This is a genomic window from Inquilinus limosus, from assembly GCF_002195995.1.
GTDB classification, from domain to species: domain Bacteria; phylum Pseudomonadota; class Alphaproteobacteria; order DSM-16000; family Inquilinaceae; genus Inquilinus; species Inquilinus limosus_C.
In genome coordinates this window covers 113075-128055 of record NZ_NHON01000030.1, presented here as the reverse complement: position 1 = coordinate 128055, position 14981 = coordinate 113075, and the positions used below count along the sequence as shown (strand labels likewise).

Sequence of the window (14981 nt, the reverse complement as noted above, 5' to 3'; positions counted from 1 at the left end):
TCCTGGCAGAGCCTGAGCGTCGGCACGAACCCCCTCCCCCTGGCCCCCTCCCGCGAGGGGAAGGGGGACTGGTTGGGAAGCGGTTGGGCGGGAGCGAACACGAGCATCGTCAGCCCTCGAGGCTCATGCCCTTGAGGCGGATCATGCCGTCGGGATAGGCGGTGAAACCCTTCACCTTCTTCGACAGCACGAAGGGCCAGGGCTGGTAGTAGGTATAGATGATCGGCAGGTCCTCCTCGAGGATCGCCTGGGCCTGGTCGTACAGCTCCTTGCGCTTGGCCTGGTCCGGCGTCTGGCGGGCGGCGTTCAAGAGCTCGTCGACCTTCGGGTTGCAGTATTTGCCGTCGTTCAGGTTGCCCTTGCAGGTGACGAAGGCGTGGATGTTGCCGTCGGGGTCGACGCGGCCGGACCAGCCGATCTGCATCGCGTCGAAATTGCCCTGCTGCGCCTCCTTCTGCATCGCCGCGAACTCGGTGGCGCGCAGCTTGATGTCGAAGCCGGCCTCCGACGCCATCGCCTGGGTCAGCTCGGCGATCTGCTGCGCGAGCGTGCCGGTGCCGAACACCAGCTCGAAGGACGGGTGCTCCTGCCCCGCCTCCTTCAAGAGCTGCTTGGCCTTCTCAACGTCGCGGGCCCGCACCGGGAACTTGTCGCTGTAATAGGGGCTGGCCTGCGGGAAGGGCTGCTGCGCCGGCGGGTAGATGCCGGCCCCGGCCACCTGGTTGATGACCTCGCGGTCGACCGCCAGCTCCAGCGCCTGGCGCACCCGCTTGTCCTGGCCCAGCGGGGTCTTGGCGCGGTCGCCATTGCCGGTGTTGATGGTGATGCCCTGATAGCCGATGCCGGTGACCGGCGCGAACACCAGGCTCGGATCGTCCTTGACCGAGGGCACGTCGGACGGGGCCAGCCGCTCCAGCATGTCCAGGTCGCCGGCGCGCAGATTGGCCAGCCGCACCGTGGTGTCGGGGATCGGCTGGAACACCACCTTGTCGATCTTGTAGTTCGCGGCGTCCCAGTAGCCTGCGTATTTCTGCAGCACGATGCGGTCGTTCTGCACCCGCTCGACGAAGCTGTAGGGGCCGGAGCAGACGGGCTTCTGGGTGAAGGTGTCGAAGGCCTTCGGCGCCAGCATCATGCCGGCGCGGTCGGACAGCTGGGCCAGCAGCGTGGCGTCCGGCTTCGACAGCTTGAGCGCCACCGTCTTCGGGTCGACCACCACGACATCGGCGACCGAGGCCAGCTCGCTCTTGCGCAGGCTGTCCGGCAGGGTGCGGGCGCGGTCGAGATTGGCCTTCACCGCCGCGGCGTCGATCGGGTCGCCATCCTGGAAGGTGATGCCGTCGCGCAGGGTGAAGGTCAGGGTCAGGTTGTCGTCGCTCCACGACCAGGCGGTCGCCAGCTTCGGCACGAAGTTGAGCTTCTCGTCGATGTCGAGCAGCTTGTCGCAGAGCGAGGCGAAGACGATGCGGCCGACGAAGGTGCGGGCCCGGTGCGGGTCCAGCACGTCGGGATCCTCGTTCAGCCCGACCCTGAGCGTGGTCTGGCCATAGGCCGTGCCGCTGAGCAGCAGGCCGGCGAGCATGAGGAGTATCGGGCGTGCGCGCATGAAAAAGCCTCCTGTCTGTTTCTTATGATCGGGCCGTCTGGGCCTGGCGGGCCGCCTCGGCCTGGCGGGCGCGGTACAGCGACAGCCGCGCGGCCAGGCGCGGCGGGGTGGGCGGCGCGGCCAGGGCGCCGGCCCCGGCATCCTGGATCTCGCGCCAGAAATGGCAGGCGACGCTGCGCCCGGGCTCGGCCTCCTCCGCCGGCGGCCGCACCTCGCCGCAGATCGGCTTGGCGTGCGGGCAGCGGGTGTGGAAGCGGCAGCCGGGCGGCGGCGCGGTCGGGCTGGGCACATCGCCCTGCAGCAGGGTCTTGGCCTGGCGCCCGGCCGGGCTGGGCACCGGGATCGCCTTCATGAGCGCCTGGGTGTAGGGGTGCAGCGGCGCGTCGAACAGCGCGTCGACCGGCGCCTCCTCGACGATCTCGCCGAGATACATCACCGCCACCCGGTCGCTCATGTGCCGGATCACGGCCAGGTCATGGGCGACGATCACCAGCGTCAGGCCGAAGCGCTCCTTCAGCTCCTCCAGCAGGTTGATCACCTGGGCCTGGATCGAGACGTCCAGCGCCGACACCGGCTCGTCGCCGACGATCAGCACCGGCTGGCCGGCCAGCGCCCGGGCGATGCCGATGCGCTGGCGCTGGCCGCCGCTGAACTCATGCGGATAGCGGCCGGCATGGTCCGGCAGCAGCCCGACGATGCGCAGCAGCTCCGCCACCCGGTCGCGGCGTTCGGAGCCCTGGGCCAGGCCGTGCAGCCAGATCGGCTCGCCGATGATGTCGCCCACGGTCATGCGCGGGTTCAGCGAGGCATAGGGGTCCTGGAAGATGATCTGCAGCTCGCGCCGCAGCGCCCGCATCTCCTTCGGCGGCAGGGCGGTCAGGTCGCGGCCGCGATAGATCACCTGGCCGGCGGTCGGCTCGATCAGCCGCAGCAGCAGCCGGCCCAGGGTCGACTTGCCGCAGCCGGATTCGCCGACCACGGCGAAGGTCTCGCCCGGCCGGATCGCCAGCGACACGCCGTCGACCGCATGCACCGCCGGCGACCCGCCCAGCAGGCTGCGGCCGCCGCCGAAGCGCTTGACCAGGTTCTTGCCTTCGAGGAGAGCGGTCTCGGTCATGCGGCACCTTCCGAAGACGCCATCCCCACCTCGTCATTGCGAGCGTAGCGAAGCAATCCAGGGGCCGATGCGAGCCGCCCTGGATTGCTTCGTCGGCTTCGCCTCCTCGCAATGACGATGGGGGGAAATGCGTGGAACGCCCTCATCCCGCAGCTCCCTCATGCTGTTCCAGCGGCGCGAACCAGCAGGCGGCGTGATGGTCGGGTCCGACGGGCCTGGCCGGCGGTGCCTCGGCGGTGCAGCGCGGCGCGGCGAAGGGGCAGCGCGGGGCGAAGCGGCAGCCCTGCGGCATCCGGTCGGCCGGCGGCACCGTGCCGGGGATGGTGGCCAGGCGCCCCTCGCGCCGGCCCAGCGACGGCACCGACCCCATCAGCCCGATGGTATAGGGGTGCTGCGGATCCTCGAAGATGGCGTCGACCGGGCCGGATTCGACGATGCGGCCGGCATACATCACCGCGACATGGTCAGCGACCTCCGCCACCACGCCGAGATCATGGGTGATCAGGATCATGGCGGTGCCGGTCTCGTCCTGCAGCCGCCGCACCAGCGCCAGGATCTGGGCCTGGATGGTGACGTCCAGCGCCGTGGTCGGCTCGTCCGCGATCAACAGCTGCGGGTCGTTGGCCAGGGCCATGGCGATCATGGCGCGCTGGCGCATGCCGCCCGACAGCTGGTGCGGATAGGCGTCCAGCCGCTTCTCCGGCGCCGGGATGCGCACCCGGCGCAGCATCTCCAGCGCCCGGCCGCGCGCCTCGGCCTTGCTGACCGCCTTGTGCCGGCGGATGCCCTCGGCGATCTGGTCGCCGATGGTGAAGGCCGGATTCAGGCTGGTCATCGGCTCCTGGAAGATCATCGCCATGCGGCTGCCGCGCAGGTCGGCGCGCTGCCGGTCGGTCAGCCGGAACAGGTCCTGCCCCTCGAACCGGGCGCTGCCGGAGGTGATGCTCGCCACCGGCGGCAGCAGCCCCATCAGCCCCAGCGCGGTGATGCTCTTGCCGCAGCCGGATTCGCCGACGATGCACAGGGTTTCGCCGCGGGCGACGGAGAAGGACACGCCCTCCACCAGGTTGTTGCCGAGCGACAGCGACAGGGCGAAGTCCTGCACCTGCAGCACCGTTTCGCGCGCCGGTTCCGCTTCGACGGCAGGGGCGCGGGCCAGCCGGATGTCAGAGGCCGAGGCCATCGGCGGCCTCCGTGCTGTCACCGGAGCGGACGGACCGGTCCTGAGGGGTGTCCTGCGGCGCCGGGTCGCCATGCATCGCCGCCTCCAGATTGGCGTGCAGCGCCAGCAGGTGGCGGCGCATCGCCGCCTCGGCCGCGGCGCCGTCATGCCGGGCGATGGCGGCGACGATGTCGCCATGCTGGCTGGTATAGGCGCGCAGGCGGATGCGGTTGCGCGCCGCCTCGCGCAGCCGGCGCCAGGAGGGCGACTGGCGGATCTTGTCGATGCAGTCGAACAGCGCCAGCAGCAGGCCGTTGCCGGCGGTCTCGGCGATGTGGCGATGGAAGGCGCTGTCCCACAGCTCGTGGCCGTCGCTGTCCATGGCGGCGGCGGTCTTGCGCTCGATCCGGCGCAAAGCGGCGACGCTGTCGGGCGAGGCCTTCAGGGCGGCGAGGCGGGCCAGAGCCGGCTCGATGTTCAGCCGGGCCTCCATCACCTCCAGCGGACTGGTGCGGTCGGCCAGGGAGGCGATCAGATGCGGCTGCACCGGCGGCCGCTGGCCGGCGAAGGTGCCCTTGCCCTGGTGGCGCCAGATCCGGCCCTCGGCCTCCAGCACCTCCAGCGCCCGGCGGACGGCGCGGCGGCCAACGCCGATCCGCTCCGCCAGGTCGCGCTCGGGCGGCAGCTGCCATTCGGCGCGGTCGCCCTCTTCGTCCAGCAGGGCGCGCAGCCGCTCCAGCGCCACGCTGGAATTGGATACGCCGCGGGGTGTGGGTGAAACCACTTCAGCCATTGGTCTCCCAAAGGCCGCGTCCGCCATTCCGGCTCCGAGCCATCTGCCGATCCCTGTTGCGCTTGAAAACGTCGGGCCTGCCGATCCTGAGGACCGATCATGACTCGCGACGCCGCTTCGTCTTGCCGAACAGCCAAGCGCAAAGGGAACCAATTTGCAAATGGTTTCCTGGGTGGTTCGTGTCGTTCGCTGGGAGGAGGTCGCGTAGGTTGGGTTCGCGCATGCGAACTCAACCTACGCACTGTCCTTTCGCCGTCATTGCGAGGAGGCGAAGCCGACGAAGCAATCCAGGGGCCGGTGCGCACTGGCCCCTGGATTGCTTCGCTGCGCTCGCAATGACGGTGTCGGGAATTCTAGAAAAGTTCGCGAGTGGAAGAGGCGACGGGTCGGCTCTATCCGACCATCGTCACAGCGTCTCCCGCTTCAGATCCAGCCAGTCGCGCTCGGACTGAGTCAGGGCGGCCGACAGGCCTTCGATGTTGCGGCGGCTTTCGTCCAGGGTGCGCGGGCCGGACAGGGCGAAGGTAGCGAAGGGCTGCGACAGCACCCAGGCCATGGCGATCTGTACCGGGCTCGTGCCTTTGCTCTCAGCCAAAGCGATGGCGCGCCGCCGCCGCTCGAAATTGTCCTCGGCGTGCCAGGACTTCGCGATCTCCGGCTCCGCCGCCGCCTTTGACGGGTCGCCGCGCTCGGTGAAGAAGCCGCGGGCGGTCGAGGACCAGGCGAACAGGGCGGTGCCGCTCTCCTCCAGGTGCCGCAGCCACTCCGGGTCGCGGGCCGAGACGCAGCCGGCCCAGACCGGCTCGACCATCCGGGCCAGGGCCAGGTTGTTGCTCAGCACCGTGAAGCCGGTCTTGCCGTTGCTCTTGGCGTAGTCGTTGGCCGCCCGGAACCGCTCCAGGCTCCAGTTCGAGCCGCCGAACACGCCGATCCGGCCCTCGCGGTGCAGTGCGTCGAGCACGTCGACGAACTCGCCGACCGGCACCTCCGGGTTGTCGCGATGCAGGAAGTAGATGTCGACGCGGTCGGTGCGCAGCGCTTCCAGGCTCTGCTCCAGCTGGCTGCGCGCCGCCTCCGGCGTGCAGTTCGGCGTGTGCGCGCCCTTGCCGATCAGGACGATGCGGTCGCGCACGCCGCGGCTCGCCAGGTACTCGCCGAACAGCGCCTCGCAGCCGCCGCGCATGTAGATGCGGGCGGTGTCGAAGCAGTTGCCGCCGCGCTCGATATAGTCGTCGAACAGCGGCGCCGCCTTGGCCAGGTCGTCCTGGTTGTCGACGCCCATCACCATCCGGGCCACCGGCGTCGCGACGCCGGGGATCGTGCCGTAGATCATCTTGCTTCCCTTATTCCGCCCGCCAGCAGGCCACGCCTTGCGGCGGCACCAGCGGCCCGCCCAGCAGATAGCGGCCGGCATCCTTCTCCGGCGCCGCCCAATCGATCTCGCCATAGTTGAAGGCGAAGGTCAGGTTTCCGCGCCGGCGCAGCCGCACCGCCTCCGGCAGCTCGGCGACGGGCAGCCCGACGCTGCCCAGCAGGTCGGCCATGATGCCGCGCAGCAGCGCCGGGTCGGGCCAGCCGGCCAGGTAGAAGCGGTTGCCGTCGCCGACCAGGGCCGGGGCGCCGTCGGCGAAGCTGGCCTGGACCGGCAGGTCGGTCTCCAGCCATTCGCGCCAGCGCCGGATGGACCCGGACAGGCCCGGCCCCTCGACCGGCTCGGTCAGGTTCGGGCGCAGCGACGCCACCTGGATCACCTTCAGCGGCAGCAGCTCCTGCAGCGCGCCGGGCGGCAGCTCGTCCGGGATGCTGAGGTCGCGGGTCTTCGACCCGGTGCGCGGGCCGAACAGGATGATCGCGTCGGTGGCGGCGAAGGCCTGCAGCGCGGCGTCCGAGACATGCGCCAGCGACGGCACCACCACCGCCTTGTAGCCGGCCAGGGAGGCGCCGGGGCGGACCATGTCGACATCCAGGCCCAGGCGGCGGATCGCCTCGTACCAGCGGAACGCCAGGTCGGTGTAGCGGAAGTCGCGGCCCTGCGGCTGGATCCGGGTGATCCAGGAGGTCTCGTAGTCGAACACCAGCGCCACCGGGGCGCGGGTCGAGGCGGGCAGGGCGCCGAGCTTCGCCAGTTCCTGCCCGACCTGCGTCGCCTCGAGGCCGCCGGGGGACAGCTTGCGGTCCGGCCGGTTCAGCCCGGCATGCATCTGCTCCTGCGCGAAGGGGCATTGCCGCCAGCGGAAATAGCTGACCACCTCGGCGCCATGGGCCAGCGCCTCCCAGCTCCACAGCCGGACCATGCCGGGCTTCGGCACCGGGTTCCAGGCGGCCCAGTTCACCGGGCCGGGCTGCTGCTCCATCACCCACCAGCGGCCGCGGCCGACGGCGCGGTACAGGTCGTGGTTGAACGGCGCCAAATCGGGGTGCGAGGTGCGGGCCCAGCGCGCCCGTTCGTCATCGTCGCAGGCGATCTTCTCCAGCGTGCCCAGCGGGTAGCTGTCCCAGGACGCGATATCCAGGTCCTCGCCCAGCGGCCAGTGGTCGAACTCCTGGAAGAAGCCCATGAAGTTGTGGGTGACGAAGCGGCCCGGCGAGTGCTTGCGGATGACCTCGACCTGCATCCGGTTGTAGGCCGCGACCTGGTCGGAGGCGAAGCGCCAATAGTCCAGCCGCGCCGCCGGGTTGGTCTCGGTCACCGCGCCGACCGGGGCGATGATCTCGTCGAAGCCGTTCACCTCCATCGACCAGAAGACATTGCCCCAGGCCTGGTTCAGCGCCTCGGGCGTCTGGTAGCGGTGGCGCAGCCAGGTGCGGAAGGCGGCGACGTCCTCGCGGCCGTAGGACAGCACGGTGTCGTGGCAGCCGAACTCGTTGTCGGTCTGCCAGCCCGCCACGGCGTCATGGGCGCCGTAGCGCCGCGCCACCTCCTCGGTGATGCGCGCGCTCTCGCGCAGCCACGTGCTGCTGGAGAAGCTGGTGTGGCGGCGCGAGCCGAAGCCGCGGGTGCCGCCATATTCGTTGACCGGCAGGATGTCCGGATGGCGGTCGACCAGCCATTTCGGCGGCGTCGCGGTCGGCGTGCACATCACCACCTTCAGCCCGGCGGCGCCCAGCGTGTCGATGGCGCGGTCCAGCCAGGCCCAGTCGAAGCGCCCCGGCTCCGGCTCGATCCGCGACCAGGCGAATTCGGCGATGCGGACGAAGGTGATGCCGACCTCGCGCATCCGGCGGGCATCGTCCGCCCACCATTCTTCGGGCCAATGTTCCGGGTAATAGCAGACGCCGAGCATTCGGAAGCCTCGTCAGGAGCGAAGGGTGGGGCGCTACTTCACCGCGCCGGCGGTGATGCCGGCGACGAAATAGCGCTGCAGGAAGATGAACACGACCAGCATGGGCAGGGTCAGCAGCACGGCCCCGACCATCAGGGCGCCCCAGGGCACGACATTCAGCCCGATCAGGCTGCCCAGCGCCACCGGCGCGGTGCGGGCCCCCGGCTGGGTCGCGACCAGCAGCGGCCACAGATAGTTGTTCCAGGAGGCGAGGAACAGGATGATCGCCAGCGCCGCCATGCTGGGCCGCACCAGCGGCAGGGCGATGGTGAAGAAGATCCGGCCCTCGCGCGCGCCGTCGATGCGGGCGGCGTCCAAGAGCTCCTGCGGCAGCGACAGGAAGGTCTGGCGCATGAACAGCACGCCGATCGAGTTGAACAAGGGCGGCACGATCACCGCGATCCAGGTGTTGGACAGGCCCAGGTCGCGCGCCACCAGCACATATTGCGGGATGATCACCACGGCATAGGGCACGGTCAGGGTCGCCACCAGCAGGCTGAAGGCGGCCTGCTTGCCGACAAACCGGAAGCGGGCGAAGGCGTAGCCGGCCATGCTGGTCAGCAGCAGCGACAGCGCCGCCGAGACGGTGGCGATGCCGATCGAGTTCAGCATCGCCCGGCCGAAATTGGCCGTCTCGTCCAGGAAGGCCAGGTTCTCCCAGAAATTGCCGCCCGGGGTCAGCGGCAGCTCCGGCGAGAAGATGGCGTAGTCGGGCAGGGTGGAGAAGATCGCCATCAGGTACAGCGGCGCCAGCCACAGCAGCGCCACGGGCGCCATGCCGCCGGTCAGGGCCCAGGTGCCCCAGCGGCGGCGCGAGCTCATGGAACGGGGCATCGTCCTCCTCCTCACGCCTTCCGGCCGCGGGTCAGCATCAGGTTGAGCGCCGCCATCACCGCCGCCATGGCGGCGATGGTGTAGGCGATCGCGGCGGCGTAGCCGAAGTTCAGGCTGACGAAGCCCTGCTTGTAGAGATAGGTGCCCAGCGTCTCGGTGGCGCCGCCCGGCCCGCCGCGCTCGGTGATCAGCCAGGGTTCGGTGAACAGCTGCATGGTGCCGATGATCGACAGCACCAGGCAGAAGATCAGGATCGGCTTCAACAGCGGCAGGGTGATGCGGAAGAACTTGTCGGCCGGGGTGGCGCCGTCGATCGCCGCCGCCTCGTACAGGTCGCGCGGGATCGACTGCAGCCCGGCCAGGAGGATGATGGCGTTGTAGCCGGTCCAGCGCCAGGTCACCGCCACCATGATCGTGGCCATCGCGGCGTTCGGGTCGTGCAGCCAGTCGACCGGCGCCAGGCCGAGCGCCGCGAGGCCGTGGTTGACGGCGCCGAACTGGCCGTTGAACAGCAGCCGGAACACCACCGAATAGGCGACGTCCGAGACCACCACCGGGGCGAAGAAGGCGAAGCGGTAGATCGGCCGCAGCTTCAAGAGCGGCGAGTTCAGGGCCAGGGCCAGCAGCGTGGCCAGGGCCAGCATCACCGGCACCTGGATCACCAGGATGATCAGCGTGTTCTTCAGCGCCTCCTGGAAGGCGCGGTCGACCAGCAGGCGCCGCCAGTTGATGCCGATGTTCCAGGCCCAGGGATTGACCCGGGTGTTCTGCAGCGACAGCAGCGCCGAATCGATGATCGGCCAGCACCAGAACACGCCGAAGACCAGGAAGAAGGGCAGCAGGAACCAGTACGGCGCCAGCGCATGCCGCCGGCGGCGCCACCCGGCGCCGGCCTCCGACGACGCGGCGGCGGGGGCCCCACGCGTCCGCGGGGCCTGGAGGCCGGCCCGGGTGGCGGCGCCCATCACTCGGCGACCGGCAGGCCGGTGGCGGCGGAGATCTGCTCGGCCGCCTCGTCCAGCGTCTCCTTGGCGGATTTCGAGCCGCCCTTGAGATAGGCCAGCAGGATGCCGTCGGCGATGTTGTCGGCCTCGGCGAAATACTGGGTGCCGCGCGCCGGCTTGATCTGCTGCAGCGTGTTCAGCACCACCTCCCAGACCTTCTGGCCGCCCCAATAGGGCTGGCCCTGCTGGACATACGGGTCGTGGATCGCGTCCGGCAGGGTCGGCACCAGGCCCGAGGCCTTGAGCTGGGTGATCTGGCTGTCCGGCCGGCCATTGGCGAAGTTGATGAAGGCCAGCGCCGCCTGCGGGTTCTTCGACGAGGCCGGGATGGCCAGCGACGAGCCGCCGAGATTGGCAGCGCGGTTGCCGCCGGCGGTGAAGGCGGGCAGCGGGAAGACGCCCCATTTGCCGCTCAGCTCCGGCGCGTTGCCGCGAACCGAGCCCTCATACCACGCGCCGAACACCGCGCTGGCCAGCCGGTTGGCCTTGATCGCCTGCAGGCTGCCGTCCCAGTCGCCCTCCATGAACAGGCCGGCATCGGTGATCTTCTTCACTGTCTCCAGCGCCTGGATGCAGCCGGGCTGGTTGACCGTGACGGTCTCGCCCGTCTCGTCGAAATAGGCGCAGCCGGCCTGGTTGGCCAGGACGCGGAACCAGGTCGTGCTGGTCGCGCCGCTGTTGGTCGACAGGAGCTTGACGTCCGGCCCGGCCTTGGCCTGGACGGCCTTGCCGGCGGCGATGAAGTCGTCCCAGGTGGCGATCTTCTCCGGGTCGACGCCGGCGGCCTGGTACATGTCGCGGCGGTAGAACACCACGACCGGGCCGGAATCCCAGGGCATGGCGTAGATCTTGTCGCCGACGGTCAGCTCCGCCAGCTTGAATTTCGGGAATTTGGCGAGGAGGTCGGCCTCCTTCGCGTCAAGCGACTTCAGGTCCAGGAAGCAGTCGGGGAAGCGGGCCCAGAACACCTCGGATTCGTGGTTCTCGACCGAATAGACGTCCGGCATGTTGATGCCGCCGGCGGAGCAGCCGGCCAGGCCGCGGTCATAGACCGGCTGGTTGCCCAGGTCCTCGACCGTCACCTTGACGTTCGGATAGGCCTTGTTGAAGTCGGGCACCACGGCCTTCAGCGCCGTCGCCGCGACGTTCCAGCTCCAGACCGTGATCTCGCCCTTCACGTCCGACTGCGCCATCGCCGGCGCCGTCAGGGCCAAGACGGCCGCGCCGGCCAGGCCGGACATCATGCCGGCGATCCTGCCAAGTCCACTCATCAGGGTCCTCCCTCGTCTCGTGTTCGGTCCGACGGGCGGGTCCTGCGGGTGGCGGACCCCTCTTCGCGGAGCTTACCGTCGCCGTGCGGGGGGAGTATGAATCGGTGGTTTCCGCATGTCGTCCCGGTCGGGGACGAATTCTTCCGGGATCCTAAGGTCGCCGATGAGCCGAGCCCAGACCGCGCGCATACCGAGGCTGCCCGGCCATTCCGAGCGCGCCGTCAGCGCCGATTCCCGGCGCGAGGTGCTGGTGATGCGGCGGGCGCACCAGCACAGCCAGATCGAGCTGAACCTGATGCTGGCCGGCGCCGCGACCTATCTGTTCAACGGCCGGCGGGTGACCATCGGGGCCGGCGACTTCGTGTTCTTCTGGGGCGCCATCCCGCACCAGACGATCGAGGTGTCCAGCCCGGCCAGCTTCGTCTGCCTGTACCTGCCGATCGAGATGTTCCTCAGCGCTGCGCTGGGGCCGCGGCTGAAGAGCGCGGTGCTGGGCGGCGGCCTGATCGGCGACCGCGCGCCGCTGCCCTTCGACGCCGCCCAGTTCGAGCACTGGCACGGCGAGCTCAATCGCGGCGACGAGCGGATCACGGCGCTGGTGCGGCAGGAGATCGAGCAGCGGCTGCGGCGCAGCGACCTGTGCGGCTGGGAGGTGCTGAGCGACACCGGCGACGGCGCCGCGGCCGCCGAGGGCCGGCACGCCAAGGTCTGGGCCATGGCCGGCTTCATCGCCGCCCATGCCGGCGACCCGATCTCGGTCGCCGACGTGGCGGCGTCGGTGTGCCTGCACCCGAACTACGCCATGGCGATCTTCCGCGAGGCGCTGGGCATGAGCATCGGCGGCTACCTGACGCGCCAGCGCCTCTATGTGGCGCAGGCGCTGCTGCTGTCGACCGACACCGACATCGTCACCATCGCCTTCGAGGCCGGCTTCGGCTCGGTGTCGCGCTTCTACGAGGCCTTCGGCCGCCACTTCGCCATGCCGCCGCGCCAGTACCGCATGCTCTATCGCGGCGGCGGGTGAGGGAACCATGAGACCAGCCAGGCAACGACCTGCCGCCTTCAGGCGCTTTGAGGCGATGGGTGGCGTTCTCGACTTCGCCGTCTTCGAAGAGAGCCTCGGTACGGAAGAGGAACTGTTCGAGGCCATCGCTGCCGCCCTCGGGCGCAGGACATCCTTCGACGCCGACAGGCTGCAGTCGCTCGGGCGGCGGCGGATAGACGAGCGCTTGTTCTTCGGCGACTGGCTCAACCATGAGAGCGGTGCGCTGCTGCAGCTTGGCAGCTACACCACGGCGGATGGGCGTCGCCTACGGAACCCGACGCTGCTGGCGTTGGAGAGGACGAGCATCCGGTCGGGAGCGGGAGAAATCCCGGAAGCTGGCGCTGGCGGGCAGTTCGCCTATGCGTTCTCACATCCGCCCTACTCGCTCCGGGCCAAGCCGCGGCAGGTGCAGGCGGTGTTCGACGTGATCCGCTGCTTTATCCTGCCACCCGGGCATGACGGAGAGATCCTGGACTGGAGCAGCCCGCGCCTTCCCGAGGTGTCGGATTATTTCGAGGCGGGCATGGAGTGGTGGGGTGTGTTCCTGTTCAGCATCCACATCCCGGCGCTACGGCGATTGACCGTCATCGCGGGCTCCACCACCGATTGAGGGGGGCGGGCCTACAGACCGTCGCCGAGGCTCCAATGGCTGCCCCAGCGCGGGTCGGCATCGTCGCGGACATCCTGGAAACGGATATCGGCCGACAGGCGCATGGTGCCGTCCGGGTCGTCGTTGCGGGTGGCGGCGTGGATCATGTAGGGGCTGTGCAGCACCACGTCGCCGGCGGCGTAGTCCGCGGCCAGCCAGCGGCTGCCGAAGCGCTCTGCCATCGCCGGCAGGTCCTTCGAGATCCAGCCGGTCTCGGTCATGTTGCGGTTGTAGGCGCTGATCCGCTCCTCCGGCGACAGCCCGGCGTTCCTGCGGCCGAACTCCGCCTCCATCTCGCGGCCCAGCCGGTGCGAGCCTTCGAGGTACAAGAGGCCGCCCATCCGCACCGGCACGTCGCCGATCGGGATCCAGGCGGTAACCAGCCGGTCGGTGCCGGCGCGGAGATAGATCAGGTCGTAATGGGCGCCGGTCGAGGCCGGGTCGCCGGGCCGGGTGAAACGCAGGATCTTGCGCCGGTGCAGGGTGGAATTGCCGCCGATCAGCTGGTCGATGAAGCGCCACAGCTCCGGCATCAGGCAGAAGGATTCGAAGGCGGCGGAGCGGACCAGCTCCATCAGCCGGCCGCGCGACGCAGGATCGGGGGAACGATCGGACGCTTTGCCCTCGACCGGGTCGGTGCCCTCGGCCAGCAGGCCGAACTCGGCGAACTGCGCGAAGACGTGGCGGCGGAACTCCAGCACCGCCGCCCGCGGCAGCAGCGAGCGCAGCCAGAGATAGCCCTCGGAGTCGTAGCGCGAGCGCAGGGCGGCGAAGGGCTCCGCCGGATCGCTCGGCGCCAGCCAGCCCAGCCGCGCCGGGCTGCAGTCGAGATCATAGCCGTTCGACGACAGAGCGGACGGCAGAACGCCCATCTTCTCCTCCCACCACAGCCGCGCCTTGAAGCGCTTGGCGGCCATCATGCGCCCGGCGGTCCGGAATGTCGTCGCGTCGCGGCGGCTTTTCCTCCGGAATCCTCAGGTCGGTCCTGCAGCCGTCGAGGATTCTGGCGTCTGCAGTAAAATCTGTTTAATATCAAATGGTTAAATTGAATTCGCCACACTTCTTAGCCGAGGCTTGGAAATCCATGGACGGGTGCGAGATGAAGCCGCCGGATCGCCGTCGCCGGGCGAGGCGCATCGGCTGATGGACCGCGCCTCCAAGGCCGCGCTGGCCAGCGTCTTCGTCGGGGCCCTGGTGCTGGGCCTCAAATTCCTCGCCTGGTGGGTCACTGGCTCGGTCGCGCTCTATTCCGACGCGCTGGAGAGCATCATCAACGTGGTCGCGGCCGGGGCCGCCTTCATCGCGCTGCGGGTCTCGGCCCAGCCGGCCGACGCCAACCACCCCTATGGCCACACCAAGGCCGAATACTTCTCCGCCGTGTTCGAGGGGCTGCTGGTGGTGCTGGCGGCGCTGTCGATCCTGCGCGAGGCCTATGCCGGGTTCTTGAATCCCCAGCCGCTCGACGCGCCGGCGCTGGGCCTGGCGATCAACGCCGTGGCCTCGGCGGTCAACGCGGTCTGGGGCTGGACCCTGCTGCGCCGGGGCCGGCAGTATCGCGCCCCGGCGCTGGTGGCCGACGGCAGGCATGTGCTGACCGACGTCTATACCTCCGGCGGGGTGCTGGTCGGCGTCGCGCTGGTGGCCCTGACCGGCTGGCTGATCCTCGACCCGATCCTGGCCGCCATCGTGGCGCTGAACATCCTGTGGTCCGGCTACGCCATGATCCGGGATTCGGTCGGCGGGCTGATGGACGAGGCGGTGCCGCCGGAGACCCTGGCGCGCATCCGCGAGGCCATCGCGGACAAGGGCGGCGGCGCGCTGGAGGCGCATGACGTGCGCACCCGGCATGCCGGGCGGCTGACCTTCATCGACTTCCACCTGGTGGTGCCGGGCGCGATGACGGTGTCCGAGGCGCATGACATCTGCGACCGGATCGAGGCGACGCTGAAGCGGGACATCGGCGCCGACACCATCATCGGCATCCATGTCGAGCCGGAGGAGAAGGCCAAGCATGCCGGCGTGGCCATCGCCCGGCACCACGGGACGGGGGCCTGGAGCGGGATGAATTGAGACCCGGTCACGTCAGGATCTGACAGGACATCGAGCGTCTTCGCGTGGCCTCTCCCGCAAGCGGGATCTTTTCAGAACTCCCAACACCGTCATTGCGAGCGCAGCGA

The 14981-nt window shown here is 69.6% G+C and carries 13 protein-coding genes; 3 read left to right on the top strand and 10 right to left on the bottom strand.

Features of this window, described 5'->3' with window-relative positions; all coding sequences use genetic code 11:
* Positions 1-109: 109 nt before the first annotated feature.
* From BWR60_RS17400 to BWR60_RS17360, 9 genes are all read right to left on the bottom strand, one after another.
* Complete coding sequence (locus BWR60_RS17400; RefSeq protein WP_088152276.1) at positions 110-1606, bottom strand: ABC transporter substrate-binding protein; 1497 nt, start codon at positions 1604-1606, stop codon at positions 110-112.
* A gap of 22 nt (positions 1607-1628) precedes the next feature.
* Entirely contained in the window at positions 1629-2723 is a 1095-nt protein-coding gene (locus BWR60_RS17395) for an ABC transporter ATP-binding protein (protein ID WP_088152275.1), read from the bottom strand.
* 142 nt (positions 2724-2865) lie between these two features.
* Positions 2866-3906: an ABC transporter ATP-binding protein gene (locus tag BWR60_RS17390; protein ID WP_088152274.1), complete on the bottom strand. Its 1041-nt coding sequence runs from the start codon at positions 3904-3906 to the stop codon at positions 2866-2868.
* Positions 3890-4678 carry a FadR/GntR family transcriptional regulator gene (locus BWR60_RS17385; RefSeq protein WP_088152273.1) on the bottom strand — a complete coding sequence of 263 codons (789 nt, stop codon included), beginning with the start codon at positions 4676-4678 and terminating at the stop codon, positions 3890-3892. The genes BWR60_RS17390 and BWR60_RS17385 overlap by 17 nt, the downstream gene beginning before the upstream one ends.
* A 406-nt stretch (positions 4679-5084) precedes the next feature.
* A complete protein-coding gene (locus BWR60_RS17380; protein WP_179221813.1) occupies positions 5085-6011 on the bottom strand; it encodes an aldo/keto reductase in 927 nt (308 codons plus the stop codon).
* Between the two features lie 10 nt (positions 6012-6021).
* On the bottom strand, positions 6022-7962 hold the full coding sequence (locus BWR60_RS17375) for a beta-galactosidase (RefSeq protein ID WP_088152271.1): 1941 nt from the start codon (positions 7960-7962) through the stop codon (positions 6022-6024).
* A gap of 33 nt (positions 7963-7995) precedes the next feature.
* A complete protein-coding gene (locus BWR60_RS17370) occupies positions 7996-8835 on the bottom strand; it encodes a carbohydrate ABC transporter permease (RefSeq protein ID WP_218823561.1) in 840 nt (279 codons plus the stop codon).
* An 11-nt stretch (positions 8836-8846) separates the two neighbouring features.
* Positions 8847-9800, bottom strand: a complete 954-nt coding sequence (locus BWR60_RS17365; RefSeq protein WP_088152269.1) for a carbohydrate ABC transporter permease — start codon at positions 9798-9800, stop codon at positions 8847-8849.
* Positions 9800-11110 carry an ABC transporter substrate-binding protein gene (locus BWR60_RS17360; protein ID WP_218823560.1) on the bottom strand — a complete coding sequence of 437 codons (1311 nt, stop codon included), beginning with the start codon at positions 11108-11110 and terminating at the stop codon, positions 9800-9802. Before BWR60_RS17360 ends, BWR60_RS17365 begins: the two co-directional genes overlap by 1 nt.
* Positions 11111-11273: 163 nt before the next feature.
* On the opposite strand from BWR60_RS17360, the gene BWR60_RS17355 reads away from it, so the two are divergent.
* Positions 11274-12134 carry a helix-turn-helix domain-containing protein gene (locus BWR60_RS17355; protein WP_179221812.1) on the top strand — a complete coding sequence of 287 codons (861 nt, stop codon included), beginning with the start codon at positions 11274-11276 and terminating at the stop codon, positions 12132-12134.
* A 7-nt stretch (positions 12135-12141) separates the two neighbouring features.
* The gene (locus BWR60_RS17350; RefSeq protein WP_088152267.1) at positions 12142-12765 is read left to right on the top strand and encodes a hypothetical protein; all 624 of its coding nucleotides are present in this window, start codon (positions 12142-12144) and stop codon (positions 12763-12765) included.
* 11 nt (positions 12766-12776) lie between these two features.
* Here BWR60_RS17350 and BWR60_RS17345 read toward each other — a convergent pair whose 3' ends face one another.
* Complete coding sequence (locus BWR60_RS17345) at positions 12777-13724, bottom strand: phytanoyl-CoA dioxygenase family protein (protein WP_218823559.1); 948 nt, start codon at positions 13722-13724, stop codon at positions 12777-12779.
* 172 nt (positions 13725-13896) lie between these two features.
* On the opposite strand from BWR60_RS17345, the gene BWR60_RS17340 reads away from it, so the two are divergent.
* The gene (locus BWR60_RS17340; protein WP_343216407.1) at positions 13897-14874 is read left to right on the top strand and encodes a cation diffusion facilitator family transporter; all 978 of its coding nucleotides are present in this window, start codon (positions 13897-13899) and stop codon (positions 14872-14874) included.
* The last annotated feature ends 107 nt before the right edge of the window (positions 14875-14981 follow it).